The 15,441-nt window shown below is 39.7% G+C and carries 18 protein-coding genes; 9 read left to right on the plus strand and 9 right to left on the minus strand.

Annotated features, from left to right (window positions below):
• Positions 1-140 precede the first annotated feature (140 nt).
• From H6G75_RS23370 to H6G75_RS23380, 3 genes are all read right to left on the minus strand, one after another.
• On the minus strand, positions 141-716 hold the full coding sequence (locus H6G75_RS23370) for a Uma2 family endonuclease (RefSeq protein ID WP_190982345.1): 576 nt from the start codon (positions 714-716) through the stop codon (positions 141-143).
• Positions 717-835: 119 nt separating this feature from the next.
• A complete protein-coding gene (locus tag H6G75_RS23375; protein ID WP_190982346.1) occupies positions 836-1,069 on the minus strand; it encodes a hypothetical protein in 234 nt (77 codons plus the stop codon).
• 194 nt (positions 1,070-1,263) lie between these two features.
• Complete coding sequence (locus H6G75_RS23380) at positions 1,264-1,902, minus strand: Uma2 family endonuclease (RefSeq protein WP_190982347.1); 639 nt, start codon at positions 1,900-1,902, stop codon at positions 1,264-1,266.
• 54 nt (positions 1,903-1,956) lie between these two features.
• Here H6G75_RS23380 and H6G75_RS23385 point away from each other — a divergent pair, with 54 nt between their 5' ends.
• Positions 1,957-2,535, plus strand: a complete 579-nt coding sequence (locus tag H6G75_RS23385) for a Uma2 family endonuclease (RefSeq protein ID WP_190982348.1) — start codon at positions 1,957-1,959, stop codon at positions 2,533-2,535.
• 4 nt (positions 2,536-2,539) lie between these two features.
• Here the strand turns inward: H6G75_RS23385 and H6G75_RS23390 are convergent, their stop codons facing one another.
• Together H6G75_RS23390 and H6G75_RS23395 are read right to left on the minus strand one after the other, a co-directional pair.
• Positions 2,540-5,938 carry a PAS domain S-box protein gene (locus H6G75_RS23390; protein ID WP_242051616.1) on the minus strand — a complete coding sequence of 1,133 codons (3,399 nt, stop codon included), beginning with the start codon at positions 5,936-5,938 and terminating at the stop codon, positions 2,540-2,542.
• A gap of 135 nt (positions 5,939-6,073) precedes the next feature.
• Positions 6,074-7,552 (minus strand): integrase, encoded by a 1,479-nt coding sequence (locus H6G75_RS23395; protein ID WP_190982349.1) that lies wholly within the window; start codon positions 7,550-7,552, stop codon positions 6,074-6,076.
• 121 nt (positions 7,553-7,673) lie between these two features.
• Here H6G75_RS23395 and H6G75_RS23400 point away from each other — a divergent pair, with 121 nt between their 5' ends.
• The gene (locus H6G75_RS23400; RefSeq protein ID WP_190982350.1) at positions 7,674-8,318 is read left to right on the plus strand and encodes a sporulation/spore germination protein; all 645 of its coding nucleotides are present in this window, start codon (positions 7,674-7,676) and stop codon (positions 8,316-8,318) included.
• Between the two features lie 114 nt (positions 8,319-8,432).
• On the opposite strand, the gene H6G75_RS23405 is transcribed toward H6G75_RS23400, so the two are convergent.
• Entirely contained in the window at positions 8,433-8,621 is a 189-nt protein-coding gene (locus H6G75_RS23405; protein WP_190982351.1) for a hypothetical protein, read from the minus strand.
• Between the two features lie 60 nt (positions 8,622-8,681).
• Here H6G75_RS23405 and H6G75_RS23410 point away from each other — a divergent pair, with 60 nt between their 5' ends.
• The 4 genes from H6G75_RS23410 (at position 8,682) to H6G75_RS23425 (ending at position 10,463) form a co-directional block, all read left to right on the plus strand.
• Positions 8,682-8,957, plus strand: a complete 276-nt coding sequence (locus tag H6G75_RS23410; RefSeq protein WP_190982352.1) for a DUF1778 domain-containing protein — start codon at positions 8,682-8,684, stop codon at positions 8,955-8,957.
• Positions 8,950-9,465, plus strand: coding sequence for a GNAT family N-acetyltransferase (locus H6G75_RS23415; protein ID WP_190982353.1), 516 nt, complete (start codon positions 8,950-8,952; stop codon positions 9,463-9,465). The genes H6G75_RS23410 and H6G75_RS23415 overlap by 8 nt, the downstream gene beginning before the upstream one ends.
• 229 nt (positions 9,466-9,694) lie before the next feature.
• Positions 9,695-10,075, plus strand: a complete 381-nt coding sequence (locus H6G75_RS23420) for a type II toxin-antitoxin system HigA family antitoxin (RefSeq protein ID WP_190982354.1) — start codon at positions 9,695-9,697, stop codon at positions 10,073-10,075.
• 52 nt (positions 10,076-10,127) lie between these two features.
• Positions 10,128-10,463 (plus strand): XisI protein, encoded by a 336-nt coding sequence (locus tag H6G75_RS23425; protein ID WP_190982355.1) that lies wholly within the window; start codon positions 10,128-10,130, stop codon positions 10,461-10,463.
• A 75-nt stretch (positions 10,464-10,538) separates the two neighbouring features.
• On the opposite strand, the gene H6G75_RS33595 is transcribed toward H6G75_RS23425, so the two are convergent.
• Positions 10,539-10,664 (minus strand): hypothetical protein, encoded by a 126-nt coding sequence (locus tag H6G75_RS33595; RefSeq protein WP_277884104.1) that lies wholly within the window; start codon positions 10,662-10,664, stop codon positions 10,539-10,541.
• A 125-nt stretch (positions 10,665-10,789) separates the two neighbouring features.
• Between H6G75_RS33595 and rsmA the strand changes: the two genes are divergently transcribed.
• The 3 genes from rsmA to H6G75_RS23440 all read left to right on the plus strand — a co-directional run bounded on the left by rsmA (position 10,790) and on the right by H6G75_RS23440 (position 12,962).
• Positions 10,790-11,632: a 16S rRNA (adenine(1518)-N(6)/adenine(1519)-N(6))-dimethyltransferase RsmA gene (gene rsmA / locus H6G75_RS23430; protein ID WP_190982356.1), complete on the plus strand. Its 843-nt coding sequence runs from the start codon at positions 10,790-10,792 to the stop codon at positions 11,630-11,632.
• Complete coding sequence (ispE, locus tag H6G75_RS23435) at positions 11,625-12,572, plus strand: 4-(cytidine 5'-diphospho)-2-C-methyl-D-erythritol kinase (RefSeq protein WP_190982357.1); 948 nt, start codon at positions 11,625-11,627, stop codon at positions 12,570-12,572. The genes rsmA and ispE overlap by 8 nt, the downstream gene beginning before the upstream one ends.
• Positions 12,573-12,638: 66 nt before the next feature.
• Positions 12,639-12,962, plus strand: a complete 324-nt coding sequence (locus tag H6G75_RS23440) for a DUF3082 domain-containing protein (protein ID WP_190982358.1) — start codon at positions 12,639-12,641, stop codon at positions 12,960-12,962.
• 39 nt (positions 12,963-13,001) lie between these two features.
• Here the strand turns inward: H6G75_RS23440 and H6G75_RS23445 are convergent, their stop codons facing one another.
• Positions 13,002-13,841, minus strand: a complete 840-nt coding sequence (locus H6G75_RS23445; protein ID WP_190982359.1) for a DNA-binding response regulator — start codon at positions 13,839-13,841, stop codon at positions 13,002-13,004.
• A gap of 50 nt (positions 13,842-13,891) precedes the next feature.
• The gene (locus H6G75_RS23450; protein ID WP_190982360.1) at positions 13,892-15,187 is read right to left on the minus strand and encodes a PAS domain-containing sensor histidine kinase; all 1,296 of its coding nucleotides are present in this window, start codon (positions 15,185-15,187) and stop codon (positions 13,892-13,894) included.
• Positions 15,188-15,441 lie beyond the last annotated feature (254 nt).

Here is a 15,441-nt window from a genome sequence, read left to right on the forward strand (position 1 = left end):
TCTACCCAAACTACCATTTTAGGAGGTGCGATCGCACATTATTTACCTCTTTTACCTAGCCACAACGAATAAAAGTCGGGTATCTAAGCCTTGACGCGATAATATACTAAATGTGCGATCGCATGAATTGTCAAACATGATTAACTTTGCATAACTTGAGCCGCAGTCAATTTTAAATCAGGAAATACTGGTGATGCGATCGCATTATCCCCTACATACACTTGCTCTTCATAAAAACCCTCTACCCATTCCAATACTGTGACTTTTTGAGCAATAGGATCAACAATCCAATACTCAGCAATACCCCGCGCCCCATATTCAGAACGCTTGTAGCGATAATCACGACTGCTTTGGTTAGGACTGACTACTTCAACTACCAATAATGGTGGTGGCATTTCTGGCATAATTGTAGAACGTTTCGCCCCCTCCATTGCCGTTGCCAATTCTTCAGAAAACACCATCAAGTCAGGAACACGCACCCGCGAACCTGTGGTGACAATTTCCGTTTTCATTGATAGCCGATAAGCCGGAATACCGAGTTGCACAAAGCAGACAAGCAGAAACATGGCAATTCGGCGATTAATTTCACTCTCGGCTGTCATCAGCAGCAAGTTTCCATCTTCAAACTCATATATTGCATCTGTGCCATCGTCATAGTTAAAGAACTCCTCAATTGTCATCTTTGCAGATGCAGCTTTATCTAATGCGATCGCCATATCATTTTACTTAAGTAGCTAATCTATTATGGCAATTTCCGTTTCAGAGCGATCGCCTGAATGATTGCAGATTTACAAAGTTGCTTAAAGACGTTGCATTGCAACGCCTTTAGGGGTGATTAAATCATGATTTGCCGGATTAAAATACTCATCACTTCACCTGAGTCACCGGTTGGTAGCAGTGGACTCCAATCTCCGACACTGGCGTAACCAATTACTTGCAAATGGTGAATTGTACTTATCACAGCTTTGGAAGAACCCCTCAAAATATGCTTGATTGGTTCTCGCTGGGGAACTGGCTGTTGAGTGGCTTCGTGGCTGGGTGACTGCCCTAACTTTGATAATTGTGCCATTATGGTATTTGTACTCCATTACGGGGTTTACATAAAGGCGATCGCCCTCCGGCCAAAGATGCGTGCGATCGCCTTTATTATTTTCATAATAAGGTATAAATTTATACTTGTCAACTATAAATAAAAAAATTATTGTTAATAATTGGCCAAATTGTAGAGATTACAGATAGTAGGAAATAATCAGGCGATCGCCTTTATAATTGTTCTCTGAACCAAGCACGAAAAGCTTTCATTGCTGCATTTCTACCTTCAGTTTTACTCCGTTGTAAATATTCTGGTATCACTTTATCAATCGGTAAATTAGGAAAAGCCAAGCTTTGATTAGTTGTTACATATTTACCATTAATCAAGATATTAATCTCTAATTTATTGCCTCTCCATCGCCACAATTCTGGGACTCCTAACACTTCATAATTATTAAACCGAGTCCGCGATGTAATATCAATTTCAACAGCTAAATCTGGCGGTGGATCAATTGTTAAATCAATTCTGTCCTTACCTCTAACAGCCGCTTCATTTTGAATGTAAAAGCAATCATCAGGTTCTACCCCAGCATCCATTTTTTCTTCGTCAAAAGTTGTAGAACCCAAACTCCAAAATTCAATGTCAAGTTCTTCTAATAAAGCTTTGACAAAATCCCCAATCATAACTTTAGCTACCTCATGTTCTGGTAACGGAGCCATAATTTCCAACACCCCTTGACTGTAAGATATGCGAGAACTGCGATTTTCGCCTAATTCTGCCAAAATATGTTTATAAGTTGACCAAGATATATTTTTAATCAACAACTGATGACCAGCAGGTACAATTAGTTGGTTGAGTTCTAGTAACATCACTTTCCTCGCTGTTTAAATTAACCTAACCAGTACCAAATCTAGGATATAACAATGACAGCCATTACATTCAACCTCAACGCCATTGTTAAACTGACTGACGAACAGTTTTATCAACTGTGTCGAGAAAACCCCGATGTCAAATTTGAGCGCAATAATAAAGGAGAATTAACTGTTATGCCACCCACAGGCGGAGAAACAGGAAAATATAATGTAGAAATCGCATCCGATTTTGTGATTTGGAATCGTCAAACAAAATTAGGTGTATGTTTTGATTCTTCCACCTGTTTTAAGCTTCCTAATGGCGCAAATCGTTCTCCTGATGTTGCTTGGATAAAACAAGACAGATGGGATGCACTAACACCAAAGGAAAAGGCAAAATTTCCCCCCATAGCACCAGATTTTGTTTTAGAGTTGATGTCACCTAGCGACGACTTGGCAGAAACCCAAGCCAAAATGCGAGAGTATATGGATAATCAAGTGAAACTTGGTTGGTTAATTAATCCTCCAGCCAAGCAAGTTGAAATTTATTGTCAAGGTAAACCAGTAGAAATTTTGGATGCGCCTACACAATTATCCGGGGAAGATATATTACCAGGATTTATTTTAGATTTAGCAATAATTTGGAATTAATTTATTATTTACGACCTTGGGGTTGGGTAATAGGAATTTCAATCACAAATTCTGCGCCTTGTTTTGGTGCTGAGTTGCAATATAACTTGCCACCATGTCTATCTACCACAATCTGATAACTAATTGATAATCCTAATCCTGTGCCTTTACCTACATCTTTAGTTGTAAAGAAAGGGTCAAAAAGTTTCGCGATTACAGATTGAGTAATTCCCAGACCATTATCTGATATACGGATAGCTACTCTGTTTCTATTCACTACTTCAGTCCGAATCCAAATTTGTCCTTGTTCGCCAACAAAAGCTTCATCTAAGGCATCAATGGCATTACTCAAAATGTTCATAAATACCTGATTGAGTTGACCAGGATAACACTCAACCAAAGGTAATTTACTATATTCTTTGGTGACTATAATTTCTGGGTGATTTGGTTTACACTTGAGACGGTTGTGGAGAATCATTAAAGTACTTTCTATACCTTCGTGAATATTTACTTGTTTAAACTCGGCTTCATCCAAACGAGAGAAATTACGCAGTGACAAGACAATTTCGCGGATGCGCTGAGTCCCGACTTGCATTGACTGAAGCAGTTTTACTAAGTCTGTTTTGAGAAATTCCAAATCAATATGTGAGATTTCTGCTTGAATTTCTGCTGGAGGTTCAGGAAAATGTTCTTGATAAAGTTTTACTAATCTTAGTAAGTCTTGGGTATATTCGCTGGCTGGAATGAGATTAGCGTGAATAAAGTTAACTGGATTATTAATTTCATGGGCTACACCTGCAACCATATTACCCAAAGAAGACATTTTTTCGCTTTGAATAAGTTGCGATTGAGTGCGTTGGAGCTCTAATAAAGTATTTTCTAAATTTTGGGCTTGTTGTTGTAATTGAATGACTGCTTGTTTGCGTTCCGTAACATCAGTTGCTACGCCTAATATTTGCTTGACTGTTCCATCAGCGTTTCGAGTAAATGGAGTTTCTCTTGTGTATAGCCACGACCATTCACCATTTTGTTTTTTTATCCGAAATTCAACTTCAAAAATCTCTCCATCATTGGCAGTTACTATTTTTTGATGATTTTGGATGACTATTTCTAAGTCATCAGGATGAATAATATCAGGAAGTACTTTATCTCCCATTTGTTGAATCATTTCAACAGAATAACCAAGCACAGTAGTAATTTCTCTATTGGCATATACATTGCGTTGTTCTTCCAAGTCGAAAATGTAGAGGACATTAGGTGAGGAATCTGCAATGCGTTGAATAAAATGTTGACTAGCTTGTAGTTCTGCTTCTGCTTGTTTGCGGGCTGTAATATTTAAAGTTGAGCCAACAATGCGATAAATTATCCCTTCACTATTCTTCAAAGGATTTAGAGTTGTGAACCACCAAGTTTCTTCCCCATCAAAAGTTAAGCATTCTTCATAATTAAGACTATGACCAGCATCCACACAGCCTTGATAACGCTGAGTTATAACTGCACCTTCAACTTCACCATGTAACTCTTTGGGAGTTTTACCAACTATTTTGTCATGATTAATGCCAACCATTTTTTCTGCTGCTGTATTGCAACCAGCAAATCGAAATTCTCCGTTCTCTAAAACATCGACGACAAAGATGAATTGGGGAAAACCATCGTAAATGGTGCGTAAAAATTGTTCTTGTTCTTGTAATTGAGCCTCTGCTTGTTTGCGATCGCGGCTATCCCGTGTAATAGTTGATAGATACAAAGGTTCACCAGTCTCAGGGTCTTTCATCAAAAAAAGATTATAATCAACTGGAATAATTTCTTTTGTTTGAAAGTGTTGAAACCGATATTCCCCTTGCCAAACACCATCTCGCATCACCGCCGGAATAATCTGCTGATAGAGATATTCTTTATCTTCTGGGGCAAAGCAGGTATCAAGGCTAAAATCTTCACTAAATCCTTGACTAGCTAATCCCAATAGCTTGCGTCCAGCTTCATTTAACAATATAGGTTTGCCGTTTAAATCTGCACAACCAATGAAATCGCTGCTATTTTCAATTAGAGAAACAAACAATTGACGTTCTTTCTCAGCTTGCTTACGTTCTGTAATGTCGGTGATAGTAACAACTAGTTGAACAATTTGCGAATCACTATCAAAAAGCGGCGTAACATTGAAGAACCACCAAATTTCTTGTTCATTTACGATAAAAGATTCTTCAAAAAATATCGTCTTGCGAGATTGTACACATTTTCTATAGCGTTGATGATAATAATCTGCCACCTCAGCAGGTAGCCCTTCTGTCATTGTTTTTCCGACTAAAGGTTGCAACGGTACCAAGCTAAAGTTGAGGATAGCCGGATTCCATTTCACAAAACGAAACTCCGTACCGTTATCTAAAACGTCTAAAACGCAGATACCATAATCTACGCCTTCCCAGATACTTTGTAAAAACTGGGCTTGTTCTTTGAATTGTTGTTCAGTTTGCTGTGCTTCGGTAATATCAGCCAAGTAACCATACCAAGTAATCGCCCCGTCTGCTTGCAATTCTGGCCGAGATGCACCACGAACCCATTTGTGTTGACCAGAGATATTGCCCACCCGCCATTTATAGTTAAACTTTTGCAGAGTTTGGGCAGAGTGCATAATTGCAGCTTGCAATTCAGGAAGATCATCAGGGTAGACATCAGCAAATCCCATGACTGCATCGTTTTGAACTTCTTCTGGTTCTAGCCCTAAAACTTCACGGCATCCCGAAGACACAAAGGGAAAAGACATACTACCATCAGTATCCAGCCGAAATTCATACAACATTCCTGGTACACTATCCGCCAGCTTTTGGAATCTAGCTTCACTCTGACGTAAAGCGGCGGTACGTTCATCAATTTTTGCTTCTAATTCTTCATTGAGTTGTTTGAGGGCGGCTTCTGTGTGTTTGCGTTCTGTAATATCCAAAAGGACACCACAGAAAATAATCTCATCTTTGTCTTGGTGTATGGGTGTTGATTCGCCTTGAAACCAGCGAATTTCTCCATTGGGTTTCACCAAACGCCCTTCGTAGTGCCAAGGGATAGAATTGTCTACGGCTGTTGTTGCTGAAGCGATAAAACCATCAAAATCTTCTGGATAGACACAGGCAAAAAAGCTATTAATATCCTCCATGACTGCGGCAGCTGTGACACCTGTAAGCTGCCAAATAAAATCACTCACATAATCTACGTTCCAAACACCATTGCGGTTGGTGAATTGAAAAATTGCCCCAAATAGGTTATCTGCAATATTTTTTAAACGCCTGTCGCTATTTGCTAGAGTGATTTCTGGATGTAAGTTGCTGCATGAATTGGTTTGCTGATACTGGACAACTAGCTGACGCAACTCCTTGAGTTCTTTTTGCAAGGAGTCGTAAGTATTTTTATCTACAGTTATCAGATTACCAGCCATAGTTTTGTTACTTGCCTGTTAGGGAACTGAATTGAACTTAATCTATATGTTTCCCAATCTCAGGCAAACAAGAACAATATCCCTGACTTCTTGAAGAAGTCGGGTATTTGAGTCTTTCTAAGATGAAATTTCATTCTATATTTCTTGATTTAGTAATTCACCCAATTGATGCTTAATCAACAAACCTTTGAGAGTAGCATTTTCGGCTTTTAGGGCTGTGTTTTCTGTTTCTAGTTCTTTAATTCTTTCTTGTAAGGCTTCTTTAGTTGTACCTTGGCGATGAATTACAACTTCTTTATAAATAGCTAAATTCGCATCTTCATTCATCCAGCGTTGATAAGTTTTTGTATGTTCCTGGACTGTATGTCCCATGTAATCAGCCATTGTTTTGATTGGCACTCTTAAACGATGACCACGAATTGCATAGGCATGACGCAAATCGTAAGGTTTAAATCCTACCTCAGCATTTCTAAATCTAACTTGCAGTTTTGCAGTTTTATTATTTAAAGTCCCTGTATGGCAAGGCAATTTAATATTTTTTAAATCAAATAATTCTACCCAATGGGGATGTAGGGGTGGAATACCACAACTGCGTTCACCAGTTTTTGTTCCGTCAGTCAAACTAGGATTTAAATTTACTAAATGAAAAGTGTTAGCTGTATCCCTAAAAGCATCTATATCAACAGCAAATAATTCATGGGGTCTTAAACCATAAGTCGCTAACATCCCATACGCCCATTGCCATTGCTCTGGTTCTGTTAAATTCTCTTTACTGGCATATACTGATAATGGGCTACCAATTTTGATAAATCCCTGAATAATCTCTTCATCGGTGGGGACTTTTCGCAGTGTAGGATGGGGTTTGGGGGTGGCGTAACTATAAATTGTGGCAAAGTTGGTAATTCCGCAAAATTCACAAAACTTTTTCAATTGCCAAACTAAAAAAAAGCGAGATGAGGTATTAGGTTTAGTCTTTTCTAAGGCAGCTTCTAATGCTTGGGCAGACATGGGAATGTCTGGGGGTAATTTTTTGAGGTGACGCAGATAATGAGTTTCCCAGGTGCGGATTCCTTGGCGATTTTTTTCGTGAGTCTTCCAAAATTGGCGCTCGTATTCTTGGATTAATTCACTGATGAGTTTGGTAGATTGTTCTGTGGCTGTTGGTTCAATTTTTTGGGCTTGTTTACCGAGTAGTTCAGGAGTCCATTGAAATTGTTTGGTGATTAATAATAAGTCTAGTTCCCGCGCTTTTAAAACTGCCATTTTCAGCCCGGTATCATTGGCTGCAAATCCACAAGAAATTGTATATTGTTTGTTAGGACTACCTTGTTTACCAATGTCACCTGGACGACAAGGAAATGTCCCTTGTAAGCCGATGGTTTTATGACTAGTTAATTTCAGTTTGACTTTAACTTTTTCTAAACTTAATGCCGAGTTAGCTTGCTGAATGGCATATTTAATTCTTAAATATTCCCGTTCAATTTTGGCAAATTCATCTGATGCAGGGTGTTTGGCTTTCCACTGCTTCCATTTAGATGGTTCCCATTGGTCAATTGTAATACTCTCCCATTCAGCTTTACGGGGGTCGTAGGTGCTGGTGGCGTTACTGGGCATGATGATCTAATTTGAAGATAAGTAATCAGAGTATAAGAAGTAAAGCAATACTATTGGCAAATTTATACGGAATTGCTACCAATGACACTGAAGTTAAAGAAGAAAGTATGGCAGTACAACTATGAGTCAAAGATATTTAATTCCATTAATTGTTGTGGCGATCGCAGCCAGTCTGGGCAGTTGTAGTTCTAATCCTACACCAACAGCCAGCAAAATTGATGACCAAGCCCCAACAACAGCCGCTCAACCTAGTCCAATTCCTAGCCAAAGCCCTAGTATGGCTCAATTACGAGACAAAAATACAAAAGTTGAGCCACTGGAAGCAACACCAAAAACTGAGACAAATAACACTGTTAAAGTTACCCCCAGCAATACAAAAATTGAGCCATTGGAAGCAGCGCCAAAAACCGAGACAAGCAAAACTGTCAAAGCTACCCTCTACACCAGCGATACTCAATGTCAAGAACTAATTCCCCAAAAGGTGGAAGTATCAGCCACCGAACCTGTATCCAGCGCCGTTGGTAAAATTGTCCAAGAAAGAGACACCGCCGACTTTAGTTTGTCTGGTTATCGGGTGAATGTGCGAAATGGGGTAGCGACTGTTGATTTGCGTTTATCTCCCCAGTCGAAGCGCCAAATAGCTTCCCTTTCTAGCTGCGAACAGTTTGCTTTATTTGGAAGTGTCCGCAAAACTTTGATGAGTAATTCTCAATGGAAAATTAAAGATGTGCGCTTTACAGAGAAGGGCGAAGAAATTGTGCTTTAGTTATAGCAGAAGGCAGTGGTTCGGCTACTTCGACTGCGCTCAGTACAAGTCCGCTCACCAACCAGGCAGGAAGAAAAGTCTTACTATTCCTGGCATTCAAGCTTTGAAATTGTCCTAACATCTCTGACTACCGCTATATTTTTGATTCTGCTTTACTTTTATGGGTGGAGGCGCACAAGATAAAGATTGTGTCTCCACCCAACACTTATTTTTGTAGTTGAGAAATTTTGCGGTTTTCGGCGTATTATTTTGTTGGGTTACTACATGAGAAGCGATCGCACTGCATTCTGACTCCTTCTTCATAAATTCCCATTACACATTGTTTGTGTTGACATTGTATACACAAACCCATATATTGATAATATGGAAAATCAAAATCGTAATATAACCATCAACATCCGCGCTCACCAAGCGCAACGAGATTTGATTGATTTAGCCGCAGAGGCTTTAGGTAAAAATCGCTCGGATTTTATGCTAGAAACTGCTTGTCGAGAAGCCCAAGCAATTTTACTAGACCGGAGATTATTTGTTTTAGATGATGAAAAATTCCAAGAGTTTATGGCAATTTTGGATGCACCACCATCAGTCAATGAAAACCTGCATCAATTACTAACAGAAAAAGCACCTTGGGATGAATGAATCTCATCAAATATTACAGCCTCCCCAAGCAATTAAACCAGAACATGAGTTAACAGATTTTAATTCAGGTAATGCAGAATTAGATGAATGGTTGCAGAAACGAGCATTAAACAACGAAGCTAGTGGTGCATCCCGAACTTATGTTGTGACAATTGAGCAAAAAGTGATTGCTTATTATTGTCTAGCTAATGGTAGTGTATTGAATACCACTGCACCAGGGAAAGTTAGACGTAATATGCCAAATACAATTCCTGTGATGGTAATAGGCAGACTTGCTGTAGACTCTAACTGGCAAGGAAAAGGAATTGGTCGAGCTTTGGTGCGTGATGGGGTACTTCGGACATTACAAGCTGCTAATATTGCGGGAATTAGAGCTATCCTTGTTCACGCAATGTCTGAGGAAGCCAAGCAATTTTACGAGAGATGTGGTTTTGTTGCTTCACCTGTTGCACCTATGACGTTGATGATTACGGTGAAGGATGGGAAAGCAGCTTTTGGAATTGATTGATTCCCCAGTACCTGTAGGTATTTATGATGGTAGTTTGGGTGGAGGCGCACAACAGGTATCAGAAGCCACACGATAAATCTAAATTGCGCCGTAACCCAACACCAATTGCAGGGTTAATTTTTATAGTTGAGAAATTTCGCGGTTTTCGGCGTATCATTTGTTGGGTTACGCTGTCGCTCCACCCAACCTACGGTAGAGGCGCAGATATAATTGGAAAAAGGTGAAGTAAATGCTGGAACTCCGCCCTATCCGAAATGAAGCTGATTATCGTGCAGTGCTTGATGAAATTGCACGGCTATTTGATGCCCAACAGAATACACCAGAATGCGATCGCTTGGAAGTTTTAACAACTTTGGTGGAAGTTTATGAACAGCAACATTATCCCATCATTCCACCAGACCCGATTGAGGCAATCTTATACTATCTCGAATCCCGTGGGTTATCTTGGCAGGATTTAGAGTCTATTATTGGAAATCGTGGGGAAGTTACTCTTGTTTTGCATCGCCAGCAACCACTAACACTAGATATGATTCGGCGTTTGCATTCCTGTTTGGGAATTCCGGCGGAGGTATTGATTCAGCCATACTCTCTCCACAAAAATTCAGCTTGATTTATTGGGTTACACTACGTTTCAATGACCCGATTCAAGAGGTAATTTTACAATGGATACCCTAGAGTCTTATCGGAATATCATTGAGTCATTGCTGACGGCTTATGCTGCTATTCCCATAGCAAATGGTCAGATTGATTGCTACACGGTTTTTGATACAAAACAAGACCATTACATGGTTATGAATGTAGGTTGGGATGGTCATCGGCGAGTTTATGGCTGTGTTTTACATTTGGATATTAAGCAGGGAAAAATTTCAATTGAGCAGAATATGACGGAAATGAGAGTGGCTCAAGAACTTGTAGAGAAAGGGGTTCCTAAAGATGATATTGTTTTAGGATTTCAAGCTCCTGAAATGCGGGAGTATACAGGATATGAAGTTTTTTGACAGTTATTCAGATGGTAGGTTGGGTGGAGGCGCACAACAGATATCAAAAGCAACACGATAAATTTAAATTGCGCCTTAACCCAACACAAATTGCAGCGTTAATTTTTGTAGTTGTGCCTTTTTCGGCGTATCATTTGTTGGGTTACGCTGTCGCTCCACCCAACCTACGGGAGATAGCTTTTGAATATCAACTACTACCACAAAAATTTTGTAACGTCAATCTAAAATCTACTATCCGTTACAAAAAACAACATTTAAAAGTAAGCAAAAAGTAAGAAATAGATTTTTGACTAAACGCCCAAAACATTACAGGACAAGAAAAATAGATGGTACGACCGCGCAAGGTTTTTGCTCAACATTGGCTCAAAAGTGAGAAGGCACTCAACGCAATTGTGCAGGCGGCAGAGTGTAGTACAAATGACCGCATTATGGAAATCGGGCCGGGTACAGGCATTTTGACACGGCGTTTATTACCTTTGGTAGAAGCTTTATTAGCAGTAGAAATAGATAGGGATTTATGTAAGTTATTAGTAAAAGAGTTGGGAAGTAAAGAAAATTTTTTACTCTTACAAGGTGATTTTTTGGAGTTAGATTTAGCAGCGAATTTAACAGCATTTCCTAAGTTCCAAAACGCGAATAAAGTAGTGGCGAATATTCCTTACAATATTACCGGCCCAATCATCGAAAAACTATTAGGAACAATTGCTAATCCTAACCCCCAACCATTCGATTCCATCGTCCTATTAATTCAAAAAGAAGTAGCAGAAAGATTGTATGCTAAAGCTGGGTCAAAAACTTTTGGAGCTTTATCAGTTAGAGTACAGTATCTAGCAGAATGTGAGTTAATTTGTACAGTTCCGGCTAGTGCATTTTACCCAGCGCCAAAAGTAGACTCAGCAGTTGTTAGGTTGCGTCCGCGTCAACTAGAAACTTTAGCTAACGACCCACGCAGATTAGAGAATCTGGTAAAGTTAGGTTTTGGGTCAAAGCGCAAAATGTTGCGGAACAACTTGCAATCTGTAATTGACCGCGATCGCCTGACCCAATTACTGGAACAATTAGAAATAAATCCCCAAGCCAGGGCTGAAGAAATCAGCACTCAGCAATGGGTAAGCCTGAGTAACTTACTCAGCACTTTTAACTCAGCACTCAGCACTCAAGATGCGTAGTTACACCCTCATCGCCCCTGCCAAAATTAATTTGTATCTGGAAATCATTGGCGATCGCGCTGATGGTTATCATGAGTTAGTCATGATATTGCAAAGCATCGACCTCGCCGACAAAATTTCTGTCCGCGCCATCAGTGAACAAATTATTCGCGTCCACTGTAACCATCCCCAAGTCCCCACCGATAAAACTAATCTCGTCTATCGCGCCGCCGAATTAATGACCAAACAATTTCCTGAAGCTGCGGCGAAACATGGCGGCGTGGAAATTACATTAGAAAAAAATATTCCCGTCGCGGCGGGGTTGGCGGGAGGTTCCACAAATGCGGCGGCGGTATTAGTCGGGATAGATTTATTGTGGAACTTGGGACTAACTCAAACAGAAATTGAAGAGTTGGGTGCGACTTTAGGTTCAGATATACCATTTTGTGTGGCGGGTGGAACAGCGATCGCCACAGGTAGAGGTGAACAACTCGCGCCACTGCCAAATTTAGATCATATATATATAGTATTGGCAAAATATCGTAGCCTAGAAGTATCTACCCCTTGGGCATACAAAACCTATCGTCAAGAATTTGGTCACACCTATCTCAAAGACACCGAAGATTTAGCCGCCCGCGCCGCCGCAGTTCATTCCGGTGAAATAGTCCAAGCAATAGTCCGTAAAGATGCAACAGAAATTGCTCAAAAACTGCACAATGATTTAGAGCGTGTAGTCTTACCTGCTTATTCCCAAGTCATGCAACTGCGGGAACTATTTGCAACTCAACCAGGAGTTCTCGGAACCATGATGTCTGGTTCCGGGCCGAGTGTGTTTGCAATTGTCGAGTCGGAACCACAAGCGCAAGCAGTCAAACAATCTATCAGACAAGCAATACCCAATGAAGATTTAGAATTGTTTGTGACTCGCACCATTACACATGGCATTCAGATAGCATCTTAATAAGTAAGAAGTAAAAAATTTTTCATTTTTATTTTTAACTTTTGACCTTTGACCTTTGACTGACTTATGAGTGACCAGAACATTACACCACAAGAAACCACAACACCAACGCAAGTCTCACCACTACGCTGTATTACAGGCGCAATCATTTCTAGTGGATTAGCCTATGCTTTATATTCGCTGATGATTGCGATCGCTACTAACTTCGCCAGCAAACCACTCCATTCTCAAAATGAACTCGTCATCAAGATTAGCTCTGCGGTACGCACCCTAGTTGTGGGGATAGTTGCTTTAGGTAGTGGCATATTTGGGATAGTAGCGATCGGTTTAATCGCTTTGGCTGTGCAACTATTAATACAACAGCTATCAGCCAAACCAAAGAGCAACTAAATTTATTATCCTCTTTGTCTCCCCTTCTACCTTGACATACTATCTCTGACTAATATGCAAGCACTTTTCTAACTGAGTACAAGTATTAAAAAGCTGCTGCTTTTTTCGCCAATGTTTAGGAGGTATGCCATGATGCTGGCGAAATTGGCGAGAAAAGTGACAAGCATTTTGATAACCTAAAGCCAAAGCAATTTGCTCAACAGTTTGGTTAGTATCCTTGAGTAAAGAACGCGCCGCCATCATCCGTCGCTTCAAAATCCAGCCATTGACAGTTTCTCCTGTTTGTTTGGCGACTCGGTTGGTTAAATAAGCGCGGGAATAACCCACCGCTTCCGCAACTTTCGCTAAAGTAATTCCTTGATGATAATTTGCTTCAATGTAGTCAAAAACTTGTTTGAGTTGGGGAACTGATGGGAAAATAGACTCTGAAGTTTCTGAAACAGTGACATTTGCAGGTATAGGTTGTGATTGAGTAGCATACCAATACCTGAGTAAAGCTTGTTTTTCTAACCGAATTTGAATCGCCTTGAGCAATTGCTCTACCGTTAAAGGTTTGGTAAGGTAATCATCCGCACCCAACTCCATTCCTTTACGTAAAGCATCTTTAGTATCGCTACCAGTCAGAAAAATAAACGGAATAATTGCTGTTAGTGGGTCTTGACGCAAACCATTTAAAACATCGTAACCATCTATATCTGGCATTAAGATATCGCAGATCACCAAATCAGGTAAATACTCTTGTGCCAACTGGATACCAACACGACCATTTTCTGCGCCGATAGTATCATAACTTTCAGCTTGTAAACTTTCTAAGAAGAGATTGCGAGTAACAGCATCATCTTCAATGACCAGAATTGTGTACGACGATGTGTGCATCATTGTTTCATCAGTTAGGATTTGTGGCAGGTTAAAAAACTCATTCAAAACTTTTATTTCATGGAGGGGAGGATAACTGTAAAAGTTGTACCTACACCAATTTCACTTTTCACATCAATGTGACCACCATGTAAGTCAACCAGAGTTTTCACAATTGATAGTCCTAGTCCAGTACCCGGTAGATGAGCAATATTGCTACCTCGATAAAATGGCTCAAATAGTCGCTGTTGGTCTGTTACAGGTATACCAATACCTCTATCTGCGACTTGGAAAATCACCTTCTCTGGTTCGCAGAAAAGTTGTAAATCTACCACCCCACCTGACGGAGAATATTTAATTGCATTGTCGAGTAAGTTTTTCAGGATTGGCGCTAGTAATTTTCTATCGACAAAAGTAGTGAAACAGGAACCTTGACTGTCAAAGTTAACTTTGTTTTGGCTATTGCAAGTACGGATTTGCGCTACCATCTCATGGCAAAACTGTACTAAATTCAGTGGTTTAGCCTCGATGTGTAATTTAGCCGTCTCTGCTTTTGTAAACAACAAAATGTCGTCTAACATTTTGCTCATTTGTTCGACTGCTGTTTGAATCCGTCCTAATAATGGTAGAGTTTTATCACTTGTCCATTCATGGATGTGCTTTGTGAGTAAGCTATTAGAAAAAGAAACTACATTCAGCGGTGTACGTAATTGATGAGACACCATAGACAAAAGTTGCGATCGCAGTTCGCTGAGTTTTTGTGATTTTTCTACAGCTTGGCTGAGTTCGGAAATGTCCCAAATACTCCAGACTCTCCCAATAATTTTTTCTTCTAGCCTTTGCGGTTTGGAATATTGCGCGAAGAATCGACCATCTTTTAACTCTAAAATATCGTAGCGATCGCCTGTAAAATCACACTTCATCTCCCACATCGAATCACGCAGTAACTGTGGCTGTTTCAGTTGATTTTCCAAAAAGGCTCGACATGGCAAACTATTCTTGGATATTGTCAGAGAGTTGGGAACTTGCCACATCTCAATGAATTGTTGATTCACACTGACAATATCTGCCTCTAAACTAATTGCAATCATGCCATAAGCTGTTGATTCCAAAATAGAACGCAGTAAAACAACCGATTTTTCTAAATCCGATTCTTTCTGCTTCAGTGTGAAAACTTCTTGTTGTAAATGTTTATTAATCTCTTTTAATTCCTCAATTAAAGTGTGCATATTTAGCTCTACTATTTCATCACTCTGACACCTAAAAATGTAGTTAAATTCCCAATCTTGACCGACAAATGTCAACTCTAATTGTGGCTTTAGCGCCACTCTAGAGATGGAACAAACTAACGTGTAACCGTCAGTCTGCATATTCCGCACTCCTGTTAACTAGTTGACAATCAAGCCACACAGATAGCCTGAATCAATTGCGATCGCAAAGTGAAAATTAAAAATTAATTGAAATTGCTGATTTATTTAAAAATATTCTACCAATAAAAAGATATCACTTTGCTTTTCTTGCTATGAAAGAAGTTTTATTACTAAAAAGTAAATTTTTTATATAGAAAATATAAAGGTAACACCAGTTTTGCTACTGCTACAATAGAAATCCATCAAATATAATT

The organism is Nostoc sp. FACHB-280 (assembly GCF_014697615.1).
Taxonomy (GTDB): Bacteria; Cyanobacteriota; Cyanobacteriia; order Cyanobacteriales; family Nostocaceae; genus Nostoc_B.